Raw genomic sequence first — 17,053 nt, 5'->3', positions numbered from 1 at the left:
AACCTGTATTAACCAGGTCATAAATTATCCGAGGATTATTCTCGGAGGTTTACGTCTGGGGTTTTGCAATAAAAAATCCATTGATTAACTCTTTCATCGAGGAAACAGATATGCAAATTAAGAAGGCAATAGATAAAATCCCCGGGGGATTAATGCTGGTGCCGCTATTTTTAGGTGCCCTGTGTAACACCTTTGCTCCGGGCACCGGCAAATACCTTGGCTCATTTACCAACGGGTTGATTACCGGCACGGTGCCGATCCTTGCCGTTTGGTTCTTTTGTATGGGGGCGTCGATTGAGCTCAAAGCCACGGGGACGATGCTGAAAAAATCCGGCGTACTGGTGGTGACCAAGATTGCTACCGCCTGGGTTGTCGCCATGGCCGTCGGGTCGTTTCTGCCGCTGAGCGGCGTTGAAGCCGGCCTCTTTGCAGGTATCTCCACCCTGGCGCTGGTGGCGGCGATGGACATGACCAACGGCGGGCTATATGCCGCGCTGATGAATCAGTACGGCTCCAAAGAAGAGGCCGGAGCCTTTGTCCTGATGTCGCTGGAGTCCGGGCCGCTGATGACAATGGTGATACTGGGCACCGCCGGGATTGCCTCCTTCGAGCCGCAGCTGTTTGTCGGGGCCGTGCTGCCTTTCCTGGTAGGATTTGTGCTGGGTAACCTTGATCCCGATCTGCGTAAAATGTTCGGTGGCGCGGTACAAACGCTGATTCCGTTCTTCGCCTTTGCGCTCGGCAATACCATTAAGCTGCAGGTCATTTTCGAAACCGGCTTTGCCGGGATCCTGCTGGGTCTCGTGGTTATTGTGGTCACCGGGATCCCACTGATTCTTGCGGATAAATTCATCGGCGGCGGCGATGGCACGGCAGGCATAGCGGCCTCAAGTACGGCGGGTGCCGCCGTGGCTACGCCGGTATTAATTGCTCAGATGGTGCCAGAATTTGCGCCAGCGGCACCGGCAGCTACCGCCCTGGTGGCCACCAGCGTGATTGTCACTTCTCTCCTGGTCCCGATTCTGACCGCGCTTTGGGCAAAGCAGGCTAAAAAAGGCAAGACCAACCAGGAGGTTGTTGTCACCAGACAACCCGCACCTTAATTGTTTAGCTAAATATATACCTGAGATTCAGATTAAATAACTTATTCCCTTTATGGCATATACCCGCCAGGGACTTACTCGCGTTAAATTAAATATAGACTAAGGAGTCATGTATGGATATCAGACAAAGTATTCACAGCGATCACGCTAAAACGCTGGACACCGCCGGGATTAGAAAAGAGTTTTTAGTTGAAAAGATTTTCGAAGCCGATAAATACACGATGGTCTACAGCCATATTGATCGCATCGTGATTGGCGGCATTATGCCGGTAAATAAAAGCGTTTCAATTGGTGAAGAAGTCGGTAAGCAGTTCGGCGTGAACTATTTCCTCGAACGCCGTGAGCTGGGGCTGATTAATATAGGCGGGGCCGCCGTGATTACCGTCGATGGCACCGAATACCGCGTAGAAAAAGAAGAAGCGATGTATATCGGGAAAGGCGCCAGGCATGTGGCGTTCGCAAGCGTCGACAGCGCAACACCCGCCAAACTCTACTACAACAGCGCGCCAGCCCACCACGCGTATCCAACAAGAACCATTACCGCCGCAGATACGGTGGCCGCGCCGTTAGGCAGCCTGGAAAGCTGCAATAAGCGCACCATTCGCAAGTATCTGGTGCCGGAGATACTCGACACCTGCCAGCTCAGCATGGGCATGACCCGGCTTGAAGAAGGCAGTAACTGGAATTCAATGCCCACCCACACCCATGAACGCCGCATGGAAGTCTACTTCTACTTCGACATGGACGAAGACACCATCATCTTCCACACGATGGGCAAACCCCAGGAAACTCGACACGTCGTCCTGCACAACGAGCAGGCGGTGATCTCGCCGAGCTGGTCCATTCACTCGGGCGTCGGAACCAAACGCTACACCTTTATTTGGGGCATGATCGGCGAAAATTTAACCTTCGACGACATGGACCACATTGCCATGAAAGATATCCGCTGAATCGCTAGCGCTCACAAGGAGAACACAATGGTTTTAGAACAGTTTGCATTAACAGGAAAAGTGGCGCTGGTGACCGGCTGTAATACCGGGCTGGGGCAGGGCATGGCGGTTGGCCTGGCGCAGGCGGGCTGCGACATTATTGGCGTTAACATTGCAGAACCGGCGGAAACCCGCCAGCAAATTGAAGCGCTGGGGCGGCGTTTTGTGAATATCTCTGCCGACCTGAGCCGCTATGAGAATCTGCAAAACGTGGCCGATGACGCCGCCGCCGTTTTTGGGCGGATAGATATTCTGGTGAACAATGCCGGGATTATTCGCCGCCAGGATGCCCTTGCGTTTTCGGAGCAGGACTGGGACGACGTGATGAACGTGAACCTCAAAACGGTTTTCTTCCTTTCTCAGACGGTGGCGAAGCAGTTTATTAAGCAGAAAAGCGGGGGGAAAATCATCAATATTGCGTCGATGCTCTCTTTCCAGGGCGGGATCCGCGTGCCTTCTTATACCGCGTCCAAAAGCGGCGTCATGGGCGTCACCCGCCTGATGGCGAACGAATGGGCGAAACACAATATCAACGTCAATGCGATTGCGCCGGGCTATATGTCCACCAACAACACCGCGCAGTTAAGAGCGGATGCGGATCGCAGTAGTGAGATTCTGGATCGCATCCCGGCCGGGCGCTGGGGGCTCCCATCGGATCTGATGGGGCCGGTTGTTTTCCTGGCGTCACCGGCGTCAGACTACGTGAACGGCTACACCGTTGCCGTCGACGGCGGCTGGCTGGCACGTTAACGTTGCTGACGAAGAGGGAAAAAGCGTGGTTTTTCCCTCTTCGTGGTTATGTGAACGTGTAAAGACCGCCTGCACAACAGGCGGCCTTTTCGACTACTTTTTCTGCCAGCTAACCGCGTAGTGATAATGCGACCCGGAGAGCAGAAACTCCGGCGAGACGCTCGGGCTCCAGGAATCGTCCCCGCCCACGCCCATATGATAGCCGTCTATATTCAGCCAACTGCCTTCTTCTTCTTTCAATAAATGCCGGTGCGTGGCTTCCTGCAGCTGTTTCTGGCCGTAGCGGCTGAGATTGAAGTGAAACGCCCCACGCCAGCGGTGACTGCCGTATTCAAGCGACGAGGTATCGCAGCGCAGACCATTTTCACTCGGGAAAACGTAGGGCGTGTACATGTCCGCCAGCGGCAGCGTCCAACGGTCCATCAGCGCTGAGCTTTTGCGGTCGGGATAGTTCTCGTGCGGGCCGCGGCCAAACCAGTTCACCTCAGATTCAATATCCGCAAGCTGACAGCAAAGGCCAATGCGCGCCGGGGCTGGCGTGCCGAAGGCAATGTCCACATCCACCGTAATATGCAGCACGCCCTCGCTGTCGATGAGATAGTTTTTGTGGCTGATAAACAGCGTTTTACCGTTACCCTGCCAGCTGTGGACGGTGCGAACCAGCACCGCGTTGCCCAGCCTGTCAACGTCGAAACTCAGCAGTTCCGGCGTCAGATCGTACATGCCTGCGGCCTTCCAGCGCTCCACCCAGGCATTAGGATCGATATGTGCGGCCTCGCTGATGCCGATGTCATTATCCAGCGGTGCCCGTGTGAAATTATCCTGTAGCGGCCGGAGAAGCGTAGGCTGCTGATGGCTAAACCACTGGCAAAGCAGGCCGCTTCTACGCTCAAAGCGCCAGTGCTGATCGCCGTGGAACACATCGGCGTGCCTGTCGTCCATTTGCAGCAACGGCGCTGAACCGCCGGGGAGAGTTGTGGGCCGGACTAACGTGGACGGCAACTGCCACTGCACCCGAGCGCAACAATGCCCGGCCTCACTCCATGAGGTGGCTTGTACCTGCCGTACGTCGACATTGAGCCAGACAGCACCGGGGCGCGTAATCTCCGGCAGCGGAAGCTGAAGCACGCGGGTTTGTTCTGGGGCCAGGTCCAGCGCCAGTTCACCGCTGGCGAGCACTTCACCCTCGAGTTTCAGCGTCCAGACCAGCCGTTCGTTATCACTATGGCGGAACAGGTACTCGCTGGTAACTTCCAGTCCGTTGTCCGCCAACAGGCGGAACTGGAAGAACTGCTGCGCATGTTTCGCTTCATGCAGCGCCGGATGCGGCGTGCGGTCGGCGAAGACCAGGCCGTTCATGCAGAACTGCCGATCGTTTGGCGTGTCGCCATAATCACCGCCGTAGGCGGCCCAGGGCTGGCCGCTTTCATCATGTTTCACCAGCGACTGATCGACCCAGTCCCAGACAAAACCTCCCTGCAGCCGTGGATGCTGGCGAAATGCCTCCCAGTATTTACTGAACCCGCCCAGGCTGTTGCCCATCGCGTGGGCGTATTCGCACAGAATCAGCGGGCGGCTTTCTTCAGGCAGCCCCAGCCATTTCTTTATCGACCACTTTGGCACCTGCGGGAAGGGCTGATCCTGATCCACCCGGGCATACATCGGGCAGATAATGTCGGTGGCCGCCGTGTCCGCGCCGCCGCCTTCATACTGCACAGGCCGCGTGGGATCGTTGGATTTTATCCAGCGGTAGAGGGCATCGTGATTGCTGCCGTGCCCGGATTCGTTGCCGAGCGACCAAATGATAATGGACGGATGATTGCGATCGCGCTGCACCATGCGCGTCACGCGCTCGACCATTGCTGGCAGCCACGTCGGATCGTCGCTCAGGCGGTTCATCGGCACCATGCCGTGGGTTTCAATATTGGCTTCATCCACAACATAAAGGCCGTAAAAGTCGCACAGCCTGTACCACAGCGGGTGATTGGGATAATGCGAGCAGCGCACGGCGTTGAAGTTATTCTGCTTCATCAGCAGGATATCGCGCCGCATTGTTTCTTCCTCCATCACCTGGCCGTTGACCGGGTGATGCTCGTGCCGGTTAGTGCCGCGCAAAAGCAGCGGTTTGCCGTTGAGCTTCAGCAGCCCGCCGGTAATCTCCACTTTACGGAAGCCAACGTCATAGCTTTCAGCTTCGATAAGCGCATTGCCTTGCTGCAGGACAACCACGGCGCGATAGAGATTCGGCACTTCCGCACTCCACAACAGCGGCTGTTCAACCGGCAGATGCAGGGTAGTGCGGTCGTGATAAGCCCCGCGTTCGTCAATAATCTCACTGCCGATAGACTGCAGTTTCGCCGCCAGCAATGTCTCGCCGCGCCAGAGCTGTACCAGCACTTCGCAGGCGCTGATGTTCTGACCTTCAAGTTTGACTAACGCTCGCAGCTCACCGCGTGAAAAATCTTCGTTAATATCGGTCTGCAACTGCACGTCGGCAAGGCGAGTTTCCGGCTTATGCAGCAGCGAAACATCGCGGAAAATACCGCTCATGCGCCACATATCCTGATCTTCCAGATACGTGCCGTCGCTCCAGCGAAGCACCATCACCGCAATACGGTTGCAGCCGGGTTTTAGCCCGGCGCTGAGATCAAATTCGGAGGGCAGACGGCTGTCCTGGGCGTAGCCGATCCAGATGCCGTTGCACCACAGATGAAAGGCGGAGTTTACGCCATCAAAAATAATCCTCGTTTGCCCGCTCGTCAGCCAGGTTTCATCGACTTCAAATGTGAGCGAGTAACAACCGGTGGGATTGTCTTGCGGTACAAAAGGCGGGTTGACCGGAATCGGGTAGGTGATGTTGGTATAAACAGGCGCATCGTAGCCCAGCATTTGCCAGTTCGACGGGACGAGAATAGCGTCGGCTTCAGGAAGGTCTTCGCTGAGCCAGCTCTCCGGCACCGCTTCGGGGCGAGGGAAATAGCTAAACGCCCATTCACCGTTAAGGGATCGCCGCGACGGTGAGCACTTATCATCCCTGGCATCTTCCAGCGAACGCCAGCTGGAAAACGGGGGATGAGCCGCCAGCGAGTTAAGCTGGGTCACGCCGGGGGATTCCCAGTCGCGGCGGGCAAGCGTAGCATGGAGCGAAGGTGAAATATTGGTCATAGTGATGCACCTGTGAGGTGATTGTTATTCGCTCACAATTTAGCGTGAGTTGTTCAGGAGTAAAGCCATCACGCCGTATTCGGTGATGGGCCTCACAAAGAACCCCGGTTTTATTTCAGGCGCGAAATCTGCTGCGCGAGGCGGGAAAGCTCGTCGGCCAGCTGTGCCGCCGTGGGCTGCATCAGGCTACCCGGTGCGGCTGTCGTTTTGCGTTCTACGAGGCTGACTGGCTGCAGCGCCGTTAATTCTCCGCCCCGATGAATAAGCGCCACCATGCCGTTCACGCTGGCTTCGCCTAGCAGCCGGAAGTCTTGCCGGATGGTCGTCAGCGGGGGAAGAAAACAGGCGCTATCTTCGGTGTCATCAAAACCAATAACGGAAATGTCCTGCGGCACCACGAACCCGGCTTCGTGAATGGCACGCAAGGTGCCCAACGCCATTTGATCGTTAGCCACAAGAATTGCCGTCGGCTTCTGATCGTCGCGTAAAAGCTGGCTAACCTTCTGGTAGCCTGACAGAGAACTCCAGTCCCCACGCAGAAAGGCCGCAGGCGCAAGCTGATGCTCCGCTAGCGTTCGCTGCCAGCCTTCAAGCCGCAGCCGGGCTGAGACCGAGTTTTCAGGGCCAGCAAGCAAGGCAATATGGCGATGCCCCAGTGTGACCAGATGTTCCACAGCAAGATCGGCGCCTGAAGCGGCGTCGGTAACAATATGATTAGCCGAAACCTCCGGCGAAACATCAAGGAACAACACGGGAACATCGCCGCAGGCCGCCTGCACGGCTGCCACCTCCGCCGCTTCCAGCGGAATGTTCACAATCAGCCCGTCAACGCGCTGGGCAAGCAGGCTATTCACGGCGGCGCAGGCCGCGTCCACACCGGGCTGTTCAACCATCGAAATCATTACGTTGAACTGCAGCTCACCGGCTTTGGATTTTATCGCCGCCGCAATCTGCGAAGGGGCATGCAGGGAAAGGGTGGTGGTCGCCAGGCCAAGCGTCTGGCTGAGTTTCCCCGCCAGCCGCTGCGCCACGCGATTAGGCACATAGTTCAGCGCTTTCATCGCGGCTTCAACTTTTTGCCGCGTTTTCGCCGAAACGTGCGAAGCCTGATTGATCACTCGCGAAACGGTTTGATACGACACGCCTGCCAGCTCGGCAACATCGTACAGTGTCACAGATTTTGCTTTCATTGCAGGCTTCCTTCTCTCAGACGCTGGTAGGGCGGCTATTCTACACATAACGCGAAAGCCGGGAGAAACTTATGTACAAACTGTATGGCGTGTCGAGTTTTGGGTCGGCCATTACTGAATTGATGCTAACGCTGGTTGAGGAACCTTACAAATTCATCGACGTTGATGGGTTTGATACAGCGGGGCCAATGCGGGATCGGCTGCTGGAGATTAATCCGCTGGCGCAGGTGCCAACCCTTGTGCTGGAAAACGGAGAGGTGCTGACCGAAAGCGCGGCCATCGCGCTCTGGATCCTCGATCGTCACCCGCAGTATGCCCCGCCCATTGGCACGCCTGAGCGGCAGCAGTTTTACCGCCTGCTTATCTGGATTGTGGCCAACGTTTATCCCACCTTCACCTACGGCGATTACGGTGAACGCTGGGTAGAAGAAGAGGCCACGGTCCTCACCGAAAACCTTTACCGCTACCGCGAGTCGCTGTGGCTGTGGTTTGAAACGCAGCTCGGTGCTGGCCCCTATATTTTTGGCGAACGGCTGACGCTGCTGGATTTGTATCTGCCGGCGATGACCCGCTGGCGGCCCCGGCAGGCCTGGTTTGACCAACACACGCCTAAGCTCGCCGCCGTGGCGAATCAGGTTCGTGCGCTGCCGCAGCTCAATAAAGTGTTGGGCAGAAACGGCATGCTTTAAAGCACGAACGATCATCTGCCTGCCGGCCTCCGCATTTATAGTGAGGCCATTCATTCGCAGCAGGGAATCAGCAAAATGGCAGTAGATTTGGGGCTTTATTTCGACCGTATTAACTATCACGGGCCGCGCAGCGCCACCGTAGAAACGTTACGTGCGCTGCATCTGGCGCACGCCTGCACTATTCCGTTTGAGAATCTGGACGTTTTGCTCGGCAGAACGCTCCATATCGACGACGAAAGCGTCTTTGATAAGCTGGTCGTGGCCGGGCGCGGCGGCTGGTGTTTTGAGCAAAATGGCCTGTTCCGCAATGTTCTCGCCGAGCTTGGCTTTGAGGTGGAGAACTTAGCGGCCCGCGTGCTGCTGGCCAACCCGCCGCAGATGCCCGCGAGGACGCATCGCCTCACGAAAGTGACCGTCGACGGCCAGGACTGGATCGCTGACGTCGGCTTCGGCGGTAAAACGCTGCCTGAACCGGTTCGTCTGGTGGCCGGTGAAATGCAGCAGACGACGCATGGCGTGTACAGTTTCGAACGTGTTGACCACGACTGGCTGCTGAAATTCCATGACGCCGACAAGGTGATTAACCTGTATCGTTTTAGCCTCGAACCGCAGTACGACTCTGATTACGAAGCCGGGAACCACTACGTGGCAACGTGGCCGCAGTCGCACTTCCGTCACTGCCTGACGCTGAGTTTGTACAAGGCCAATGGAGAAAAAAATACGCTCTACAGCGCCGGGGAAAACGCACCGGTCTTTACCCGTGCACAAGACGTTTATGATCTGCTCCAGAAAAACTTCAATTTGCGTTTCGACCATCCGCGCCATGGCATCATTCTCGAAGAGTTTTCGGCGATGCTGGTACGGATTGGCGTGATAAAACCAGCCTGACCTGTCCACTTTGACGCCGCAGTTCGTGCCAGCGCGCTGCGGCGATCCGCCTGGATCGTAAAGTTACACCCCAAAACTCGAAATAAAATAGCAACGGTACGCGCGTAGATAGCGGATATATCTTGTTTCAAAACCAATGCAAGGGTAAAAGGCCGAATAATATGAGGAATATTCAAAAATTGACGTTACTTTGAAAATTTCCTTTATCAATTTGAGCCTTTTTCTTTTAGCATATCGGCGGTTCTCATCAGGCGGCTCAGCGGTTAATACAGGTTATGAAAAACATCTTTCTGGCAATTATCCTTTCTCTTATGGTTATTGGCGCTTTTGCTCACGATCCGCAGCCTGGCACCGGGCTTGATTCGCTTGCCGCCGTGCAGGGCAGGTGACCCCTAAGCCACCCGCCTGACGTTGCTTAACCCGCCCAGCGGGAAGCGCGAATAATACTGCAGAAGTTCAGCGGCTCGAACGCAGGCTCTTTATCCCGAATGACATCGGCCTTCACGTTACCAAACGTGGTGGCTGGTTTGTTTTTAATCCCGTCGTAAAATGCCTGAATAATTTCTTCCTTGAATGCCGCAGGGCGAGGATGTAGTTTCACCACCTGCTCGCGATGTTCCGCGCTGAATTTGTCGTAATCAATCCCAAGCACATCCATTTCCACGCCAGCCGTGACCAGCGCAATTTCCGGCGCCATAAACTCAGGAATACCCGGTGTCGTGTGCAGGGCAATCGCCGTCCACACTTTGTCGATATCCGCCTGGCTAACGCCGTACTGACGCATAAAATCCTGTGCGGCAAACGCGCCGTCCACTTCGAAGCGCCTGTCGCAGCTGCAGTGTTCGTGGGTCAGCCCCATATCGTGGAACATACAGCCGATGTACAGCAGCTCATGATCAACCTTAAGTTCACGTCGCTGCCCGGCCAGCGCCGCCCAGTAGTAAACCCGGCTGGAGTGGTGGAAAAGTAAATCTGATTCGGTGTCGCGGACCAGTTGGGTAGCTTCCCGCGCCATTTTGGTGTCAGGCATGGCGATGCCGTTAATTTTTAAGCTCATCTCTTTCTCCTCATGTTGGTGTTGGAGTAGCATAGGCCTCCGTTGAAATGTCTTGAATAGTCGCATAACGACGATTTAAGACTTATGCCGCAGTTCGCGACGTGGAGAAGACAATGGCGCATCAAATCCTGATCCTGGCGGTGCCGGGCGTTCAACTGTTGGATGTTTCCGGGCCGCTGGACGTGTTTGCCGAAGCAAACCGCGTGCTGTGCCGCGAGGTTTATCACTCACGAATTGTTGCGCTGGAAGCCCCGACAATTGTCGCTTCATCCGGGGTTAAACTGCTGGCTGACGATGTGCTGGAAAGCGCGGCGGGCGGGCGGGAAACCACATTTCTGGTCGCCGGTGCGCCGGATGCGGCAGGCAGAACGCTTAGCGCCGAACAGGGCAAAAAAATGATCGCGCTTTGTACCCAGAGCCGCCGCTTTGGCTCCGTCTGTACCGGCGCACTTTTATTGGCACAAACGGGCTTATTAAAAGGCAGGAAAGTCACTACCCACTGGTCAGCTGCATCGCTTTTAGCCGCCCGTTACCCCGAAACGGAAGTCAGCGCCGACGCGCTGTACATCATGGATGGGGCGTTACGCACGGCGGCAGGCGTGACATCCGGGCTGGATCTCGCGTTAAGGCTGGTGGAAGAGGATCTGGGCCGGGAAGTCGCGCAGGACGTAGCGGCTAATCTGGTGATGTTCTTCAAGCGGCCAGTAAACCAGAACCACTTCATCCGCGAGCAAAAGACCTCGCTCAGCGGCCGCAGCGCGCTGCAGGATCTCCAGCGCTGGACCCTCGCCAACATAGCGGAGGTGACCACGGTCCAGCAGATGGCGGCACATATTCACCTCAGCGTGCGGCATTCAACGCGCCTGTTTCATCAGGAAATACAGATCACGCCGGGCGAGTGGCTGGAGGCCGAAAAAGTGGCAAAGGCGAGGCAGTTGCTGGAGTCCGGCGAGCTGCCGGTAAAAGCGATACCCGCCGCCAGCGGGTTTTCTGGAGTGGATACGCTGCGGCGGGCCTTCGTGCGTCGAATGGGCATTACGCCCGCCGCGTATAAGAAGATGTGCTAACCGCTACACGTTCGGGAACGTAATGCTGTTCCCCGGCGCCTCGCGGTGCAGGTGGATAAAGTTCAGGTGGCGTTCGTACTGATCGAGAATGTCGATGATCACCTGTTCTTTGCTGTAGTCCATCAGGTCATTGCCCTGGCTGCCTTCCAGCAGGAAAGTTTCCAGCCTGTAATAGGTCGACTTCCCGCTGCGGGCGCGGTAGGTAAAGCCCGGCACCGAATACTTCTGCGGCCAAATCTGGTAGACAAAGTTTTGTTCGTCGCCCATATGCACCCGCAGTTCAAGGTGCCCCAGCTTCTCATCCGGTAGAGGTGGCTCAACGGAAAGTTCGACCTTCGCGCCGCGCAGTTCCAGTTCCTGAGAAACCTCTTCCATCGCCGGGTAGCAAACGGTATCCATCATCTTCTGCGTATAACGCGTGCCGGGGTAGTTCATCAGCCGGGAGAGGCGTTTTTTCCAGCCAAGACGATCCTGCGCGGTCATCATATACGGCGCGGTGTCGCGACTGGCGCTAACGCGGCGGTAATCTTCAATTTTTAGCGATTTATACAGCCCAGCCATCACGAAGAAGATCACGAAGCTGAAGGGCAGGCCCATAATCACCGTCGTGTTCTGCAGCGCGGAAATGCCGTTGGTCATCAGCATCCCCATTGTCAGCAGGCCAATCGCAATGGACCAGAAGATACGCAGCCAGTTGGGCGCATCGCTGTTAATGTCCTTCAGCTTAGAGGTGAAGTTCCCCAGCACCAGCGCGCCGGAATCCGCCGAAGTGACGTAGAACAACAGGCCGGTGATCGTCGCCACCGAAGCGCTAAAGGTGAAGCCGGGATACTGCGCCAGCAGGCTGTAGAAGCCGCGCTCCGGGTGCGCCATCGCTTCCTGGGCAAAGGTGCCGTCGCCGTGAATGATTTCGTACAGCGCGCTGTTGCCGAACACCGAAAGCCACAGCAGCGTAAAGGTAAACGGAATAATCAGCGTGCCTAACACGAACTCACGAATGGTACGGCCACGTGAAATACGCGCCAGGAACAGGCCGACAAACGGCGACCACGCCACCCACCAGGCCCAGAAGAACAGGGTCCAGTTGTTCATCCATTCCACCGGGCGGTCGAACGCAAAGCTGTTTAGCGTCATGCCCATAAAGCGATTGATGTAATCGCCCACGTTCAGCACCAGCGCGTTGAGCAGAAATTCGGTATTGCCCATAAACAGCACGAACAGGATCAGGCCCAGCGCCAGCGCCACGTTCAGTTCGGAAAGCACGCGAATACCTTTATCCACGCCGGAGGTGACCGAAATAGTGGCGATAATCACCGACAGAACGATCAATGCCGCTTTAGCCCCCAGGCTGTCCGGGATGTCAAACAGCACGCTCAGCCCGTAGTTCAGCTGCACAACGCCGATCCCCAGCGTGGTGGCAATACCGAAAATCGTGCCGATCACCGCCGCGATATCCACCGTGTGCCCAATCGGGCCGTTAATTTTCTTGCCGAAGATCGGGTACAGCGCCGAGCGAATCGTCAGCGGCAGATTATAGCGGTAGCTGAAATAGCCCAGCGCGATGCCCATCAGCGCATACATCGACCAGCCGGTCAGGCCGTAGTGGAACAGCGTCCAGACCATCGCCTGGCGCGCCGCCTCAATGGTTTGTCCGGCACCTTCCGGCGGCTGCATATATTGCGTCACCGGCTCGGCAACGGAGAAGAACATCAGGTCGATGCCTATCCCGGCGGCAAACAGCATCGCCGCCCAGCTCAGCACGCTGAATTCGGGCTTGGACTGTTCCGGCCCGAGCTTTATAGAACCGAAGCGCGAGCAGGCGATAAACACCACAAACACGATGTAGAGCGTGGCGGCAAGCAGGTAGTACCAGCCGAAGCGGGAGGAGACCCAGCTTAGCGTGTGGCTAATCAGATTCGCGGAGAAATCGCTATAAAAAATGGTCATCAGGGAAAAGCACAAAATCAGCCCGGCGGACGTGTAGAACACCACCGGGTTGATTTTGTCTTTTTCACTGGTAGCAGGAGCAGTAACGGGACTCGTCATCGATTACCTCAGGTTAAGTAACGGTGACTACTCAGATGAGCAGTTAAGTTTTTCTTGTGAATGCAGGTGAGATTGCTTTTTAACAATTCCATAATCAATTTATGGTCTTACATTGATGATTAAATTTAATTAATTGAATTTATTCAAATAAAATCCTCGTTTTTATTGTCTGGAACGCGAGTGTTTCTCTGTTTTCACGTCATTGCGTAACAATTAATACACATTTTATATTGAACGTTCAATCAATAAACGCTTAAATAGATAACAATTATTGATGAATGGAGCAGGGCGATGCCAAAAAAAGGTATGCAGCCGATAAGGCGAAGACAGCTCATCGACGCCACATTAAACGCCATAAATGAGGTCGGCATGCATGATGCCACGGTGGCGCAAATTGCCCGCCGGGCCGGGGTCTCGACCGGCATCATCAGCCACTACTTCCAGGATAAAAACGGCCTGCTGGAGGCCACCATGCGGGACGTCACCGCCCAGCTCCGCGATGCGGTGGTGGGGCGACTGAAAGCTTTACCTGGCGCTTCTGCCGAACGGCGGCTGTGCGCCATCGTGGACGGAAATTTTGACGAGACACAAACGCACAGCGCGGCGATGAAAGCCTGGCTGGCATTTTGGGCCAGCAGCATGCACCAGCCGATGCTCTACCGGTTACAGCAGGTGAGCAGCCGCCGCCTGTTATCCACGCTCACCGCCGAATTCAGGCGCGAGCTGCCGCAGGAGGAAGCCCGGCTGGCGGGCTATGGCCTCGCGGCGCTGATAGACGGCCTTTGGCTGCGGGCGGCCCTAAGCGGCAAACCGTTTGACCGCAAAGCGGCGAGCGTACTGACCACGCAATTCATCAACCAGCATCTTATTGCGGTGAAAAGCTAATTTAGCGAGGAGAAATCATGTCCCGATTGGGTGAACAAAAGCTCTATATCGACGGCGCTTACGTGAATGCGCTCAGCGGTAAAACTTTCGAAACCATCAACCCGGCTAACGGCGAAGTGCTGGCGGTCGTTCAGGCCGCTGGCCGGGAAGACGTTGACCGCGCCGTGGCTGCGGCGAAGAAAGGGCAGAAAATATGGGCAGCAAAAACACCCGTTGAGCGTGCACGCATTTTGCGCCGCGCGGTCGACATTCTGCGCGAGCGTAACGATGAGCTGGCCGAGCTGGAAACGCTAGACACTGGCAAAGCCTTCAGCGAAACCTCCGCCGTCGATATCGTCACTGGTGCAGACGTGCTGGAATATTATGCCGGGCTGACAACCACCCTGGAAGGCCAGCAGATCCCGCTGCGGGATACCTCATTCGTCTACACCCGCCGGGAGCCGTTGGGCGTTGTGGCCGGGATCGGCGCATGGAATTACCCGATTCAGATTGCGCTTTGGAAGTCTGCCCCTGCGCTGGTGGCTGGCAACGCGATGATCTTCAAACCGAGCGAAGTGACGCCGCTTACCGCACTTAAGCTGGCAGAAATTTATACCGAAGCCGGGCTGCCGGACGGCGTCTTTAGCGTGCTACCAGGCATTGGCGCAGAAACGGGCAAACTGCTGACGGAACACCCTGGCATTGCCAAAGTTTCCTTCACCGGCGGCGTAGCCAGCGGCAAAAAGGTGATGGCGAATGCCGCCGGTACCACGCTGAAACAGGTCACGATGGAGCTGGGCGGTAAATCTCCGCTGGTTATCTTTGATGACGCCGATCTCAACCTGGCGGCGGACATCGCGATGATGGCCAACTTCTACAGCTCCGGCCAGGTCTGTACCAACGGTACTCGCGTTTTCATCCCTGCGGCGCTGAAAGCCGAGTTTGAGCAGAAAATTGTGGCGCGCGTGGGCCGCATTCGTGCCGGTGACGTAATGGACCCGCACACCAACTTTGGGCCGCTGGTCAGCTTCCCGCACCGCGAAAACGTCCTGCGCTACATCGAATCCGGCCGTGAAGAAGGCGCGACGCTGCTGTGCGGTGGCGACAAGCTGCGCGGAGAAGGGTTTGATAACGGTGCCTGGGTTGCGCCCACGGTGTTCACCGACTGCCGGGATGAGATGACTATCGTCCGCGAAGAAATCTTCGGGCCGGTAATGTCGATCCTTAGCTACGAATCAGAAGAGGAAGTGATTCGCCGCGCTAACGACACGGATTATGGCCTGGCGGCGGGCGTAGTCACGAACGACCTCACTCGTGCGCACCGCGTAATTCACCAGCTTGAGGCCGGGATTTGCTGGATTAATACCTGGGGAGAGTCGGCGGCGGAAATGCCGGTGGGCGGCTACAAGCATTCCGGCATTGGTCGCGAAAATGGCCTGATGACGCTGCAAAGCTATACGCAAGTTAAGTCAATCCAACTGGAGATGGGCACCTATCACTCAATCTTTTAACCCCACCTGAGGAGGATGAATGGAATTTGATTACATCATTATTGGAGCGGGTTCCGCAGGTAATGTTCTAGCTGCACGTTTAACGGAAGATCCCGATACCACCGTCCTGCTGCTTGAGGCAGGCGGCCCGGACTACCGCTTTGATTTCCGCACCCAAATGCCCGCGGCACTGGCGTTCCCGCTGCAGGGCAAGCGCTACAACTGGGCCTATGAAACCGACCCCGAGCCGTATATGAACAACCGCCGTATGGAGTGCGGGCGAGGCAAAGGGCTCGGCGGCTCATCCTTGATCAACGGCATGTGTTACATCCGTGGAAACGCGATGGATCTCGACAACTGGGCATCGATGCCGGGCCTGGAGAACTGGAGCTATCTGGACTGCCTGCCGTACTACCGCAAAGCGGAAACCCGCGATATCGGCCCCAACGATTATCACGGCGGCGAAGGCCCGGTGTCCGTTACGACGCCGAAGCAGGGCAACAACCCGCTGTTTCACGCGATGATCGAAGCGGGCGTTGAGGCGGGCTATCCGCGAACGGACGATCTGAACGGCTATCAGCAGGAAGGCTTTGGCCCGATGGACCGTACCGTGACGCCGAAAGGCCGCCGCGCAAGTACCGCCCGTGGTTATCTAGATGAAGCAAAGCGCCGGGAAAACCTGACCATCGTGACCCATGCAACCACTGACCGCATTATCTTTGATAATTTGCGTGCGGTAGGCGTGGAATACCTGGTGAACGATAGCCCGGTGCATTCCGTGGCCAAAGCGCGCAAAGAAGTTTTGCTGAGCGCCGGCGCGATTGCTTCGCCACAAATTCTGCAGCGCTCTGGGGTGGGCGATGCAGAATTCCTGGCAAGCCTTGAGATCCCTGTTGTTCATGACCTGCCGGGCGTGGGCGAAAACCTGCAGGATCATCTGGAAATGTACCTGCAATACGAATGCAAAGAACCGGTGTCGCTTTACCCGGCGCTGCAATGGTACAACCAGCCAAAAATCGGTGCAGAGTGGCTGTTCAACGGCACCGGCGTAGGCGCGAGCAACCAGTTTGAAGCGGGGGGCTTTATCCGCAGCCGCGAAGAATTTAGCTGGCCTAATATTCAGTATCACTTCCTGCCGGTGGCGATTAACTACAACGGCTCAAACGCGGTGAAAGAGCACGGTTTCCAGTGCCACGTCGGCTCTATGCGTTCTCCAAGCCGGGGCCGCGTGAAGCTGAAATCGCGCGACCCTCACGAGCACCCGAGTATTCTGTTCAACTATATGTCTCACGAACAGGACTGGCAGGAGTTCCGCGACGCGATTCGTATTACTCGTGAGATCATGCAGCAGCCCGCCCTGGATAAATACCGTGGCCGCGAAATCAGCCCCGGCGTTGACTGCCAGACGGACGAACAGCTGGATGAGTTTGTGCGTAACCATGCGGAAACCGCTTTTCACCCGTGCGGCAGCTGTAAAATGGGGCACGGCGACATGGCCGTGGTGGACGAGCAGGGCCGGGTTCACGGCCTGCAGGGGCTACGCGTGGTGGATGCTTCAATTATGCCGCAGATCATTACCGGCAACCTGAACGCCACCACCATTATGATCGGTGAAAAAATTGCCGATGCGATTCGCGGCAAAGCGCCGCTGCCGCGCAGCACTGCCAGCTATTACAAAGCGGAACAGTCGCCGGTCAGAAAAGCGCCGGCGCGAAAAATCCAGTAACCCTTCAAGGCCAGTGAAACTGGCCTTTC

13 protein-coding genes are annotated in these 17,053 nt (G+C 56.4%); 9 read left to right on the top strand and 4 right to left on the bottom strand.

The window, feature by feature from the left end; genetic code table 11:
* The first annotated feature begins 110 nt into the window (after positions 1 to 110).
* The 3 genes from kdgT to kduD all read left to right on the top strand — a co-directional run bounded on the left by kdgT (position 111) and on the right by kduD (position 2,842).
* The gene (gene kdgT / locus WFN87_RS03430; protein WP_336981224.1) at positions 111 to 1,103 is read left to right on the top strand and encodes a 2-keto-3-deoxygluconate transporter; all 993 of its coding nucleotides are present in this window, start codon (positions 111 to 113) and stop codon (positions 1,101 to 1,103) included.
* A 113-nt stretch (positions 1,104 to 1,216) separates the two neighbouring features.
* On the top strand, positions 1,217 to 2,053 hold the full coding sequence (gene kduI / locus WFN87_RS03425) for a 5-dehydro-4-deoxy-D-glucuronate isomerase (protein ID WP_336981222.1): 837 nt from the start codon (positions 1,217 to 1,219) through the stop codon (positions 2,051 to 2,053).
* Positions 2,054 to 2,080: 27 nt separating this feature from the next.
* On the top strand, positions 2,081 to 2,842 hold the full coding sequence (kduD, locus tag WFN87_RS03420; protein WP_336981221.1) for a 2-dehydro-3-deoxy-D-gluconate 5-dehydrogenase KduD: 762 nt from the start codon (positions 2,081 to 2,083) through the stop codon (positions 2,840 to 2,842).
* A 93-nt stretch (positions 2,843 to 2,935) separates the two neighbouring features.
* On the opposite strand, the gene WFN87_RS03415 is transcribed toward kduD, so the two are convergent.
* Positions 2,936 to 6,007 (bottom strand): beta-galactosidase, encoded by a 3,072-nt coding sequence (locus WFN87_RS03415; protein ID WP_336981220.1) that lies wholly within the window; start codon positions 6,005 to 6,007, stop codon positions 2,936 to 2,938.
* Positions 6,008 to 6,117: 110 nt separating this feature from the next.
* Entirely contained in the window at positions 6,118 to 7,197 is a 1,080-nt protein-coding gene (locus WFN87_RS03410; RefSeq protein ID WP_336981218.1) for a LacI family DNA-binding transcriptional regulator, read from the bottom strand.
* Positions 7,198 to 7,268: 71 nt separating this feature from the next.
* On the opposite strand from WFN87_RS03410, the gene WFN87_RS03405 reads away from it, so the two are divergent.
* Both WFN87_RS03405 and WFN87_RS03400 read left to right on the top strand, forming a co-directional pair.
* Positions 7,269 to 7,886 carry a glutathione S-transferase family protein gene (locus tag WFN87_RS03405; RefSeq protein WP_008458853.1) on the top strand — a complete coding sequence of 206 codons (618 nt, stop codon included), beginning with the start codon at positions 7,269 to 7,271 and terminating at the stop codon, positions 7,884 to 7,886.
* 75 nt (positions 7,887 to 7,961) lie between these two features.
* Positions 7,962 to 8,774, top strand: a complete 813-nt coding sequence (locus tag WFN87_RS03400) for an arylamine N-acetyltransferase family protein (RefSeq protein ID WP_336981216.1) — start codon at positions 7,962 to 7,964, stop codon at positions 8,772 to 8,774.
* 415 nt (positions 8,775 to 9,189) lie between these two features.
* Here WFN87_RS03400 and WFN87_RS03395 read toward each other — a convergent pair whose 3' ends face one another.
* Positions 9,190 to 9,831 carry an HD domain-containing protein gene (locus WFN87_RS03395; protein ID WP_166992397.1) on the bottom strand — a complete coding sequence of 214 codons (642 nt, stop codon included), beginning with the start codon at positions 9,829 to 9,831 and terminating at the stop codon, positions 9,190 to 9,192.
* 113 nt (positions 9,832 to 9,944) lie between these two features.
* On the opposite strand from WFN87_RS03395, the gene WFN87_RS03390 reads away from it, so the two are divergent.
* Positions 9,945 to 10,898, top strand: coding sequence for a GlxA family transcriptional regulator (locus WFN87_RS03390; protein WP_336981214.1), 954 nt, complete (start codon positions 9,945 to 9,947; stop codon positions 10,896 to 10,898).
* Between the two features lie 3 nt (positions 10,899 to 10,901).
* On the opposite strand, the gene WFN87_RS03385 is transcribed toward WFN87_RS03390, so the two are convergent.
* Positions 10,902 to 12,944 (bottom strand): choline transporter, encoded by a 2,043-nt coding sequence (locus WFN87_RS03385; RefSeq protein ID WP_336981212.1) that lies wholly within the window; start codon positions 12,942 to 12,944, stop codon positions 10,902 to 10,904.
* Positions 12,945 to 13,235: 291 nt separating this feature from the next.
* Between WFN87_RS03385 and betI the strand changes: the two genes are divergently transcribed.
* From betI to betA, 3 genes are read left to right on the top strand one after another with little or no spacing between them, the layout of a single operon-like run.
* On the top strand, positions 13,236 to 13,829 hold the full coding sequence (gene betI / locus WFN87_RS03380) for a transcriptional regulator BetI (RefSeq protein ID WP_008458862.1): 594 nt from the start codon (positions 13,236 to 13,238) through the stop codon (positions 13,827 to 13,829).
* Between the two features lie 17 nt (positions 13,830 to 13,846).
* Positions 13,847 to 15,319 carry a betaine-aldehyde dehydrogenase gene (gene betB / locus WFN87_RS03375; RefSeq protein ID WP_336981210.1) on the top strand — a complete coding sequence of 491 codons (1,473 nt, stop codon included), beginning with the start codon at positions 13,847 to 13,849 and terminating at the stop codon, positions 15,317 to 15,319.
* 19 nt (positions 15,320 to 15,338) lie between these two features.
* On the top strand, positions 15,339 to 17,024 hold the full coding sequence (betA, locus tag WFN87_RS03370; protein ID WP_336981208.1) for a choline dehydrogenase: 1,686 nt from the start codon (positions 15,339 to 15,341) through the stop codon (positions 17,022 to 17,024).
* The last annotated feature ends 29 nt before the right edge of the window (positions 17,025 to 17,053 follow it).

The organism is Cedecea sp. AS113, from assembly GCF_037152415.1.
Classification (GTDB): Bacteria; Pseudomonadota; Gammaproteobacteria; order Enterobacterales; family Enterobacteriaceae; genus Cedecea.
This window is presented reverse-complemented; position numbering and strand designations above follow the sequence as displayed.

Coding starts and splice junctions, on each gene's coding strand:
- kdgT (WP_336981224.1), top strand. CDS start 111: ATGCAAATTAAGAAGGCAATAGATAAAATCCCCGGGGGATTAATGCTG.
- kduI (WP_336981222.1), top strand. CDS start 1,217: ATGGATATCAGACAAAGTATTCACAGCGATCACGCTAAAACGCTGGAC.
- kduD (WP_336981221.1), top strand. CDS start 2,081: ATGGTTTTAGAACAGTTTGCATTAACAGGAAAAGTGGCGCTGGTGACC.
- WFN87_RS03415 (WP_336981220.1), bottom strand. CDS start 6,007: ATGACCAATATTTCACCTTCGCTCCATGCTACGCTTGCCCGCCGCGAC.
- WFN87_RS03410 (WP_336981218.1), bottom strand. CDS start 7,197: ATGAAAGCAAAATCTGTGACACTGTACGATGTTGCCGAGCTGGCAGGC.
- WFN87_RS03405 (WP_008458853.1), top strand. CDS start 7,269: ATGTACAAACTGTATGGCGTGTCGAGTTTTGGGTCGGCCATTACTGAA.
- WFN87_RS03400 (WP_336981216.1), top strand. CDS start 7,962: ATGGCAGTAGATTTGGGGCTTTATTTCGACCGTATTAACTATCACGGG.
- WFN87_RS03395 (WP_166992397.1), bottom strand. CDS start 9,831: ATGAGCTTAAAAATTAACGGCATCGCCATGCCTGACACCAAAATGGCG.
- WFN87_RS03390 (WP_336981214.1), top strand. CDS start 9,945: ATGGCGCATCAAATCCTGATCCTGGCGGTGCCGGGCGTTCAACTGTTG.
- WFN87_RS03385 (WP_336981212.1), bottom strand. CDS start 12,944: ATGACGAGTCCCGTTACTGCTCCTGCTACCAGTGAAAAAGACAAAATC.
- betI (WP_008458862.1), top strand. CDS start 13,236: ATGCCAAAAAAAGGTATGCAGCCGATAAGGCGAAGACAGCTCATCGAC.
- betB (WP_336981210.1), top strand. CDS start 13,847: ATGTCCCGATTGGGTGAACAAAAGCTCTATATCGACGGCGCTTACGTG.
- betA (WP_336981208.1), top strand. CDS start 15,339: ATGGAATTTGATTACATCATTATTGGAGCGGGTTCCGCAGGTAATGTT.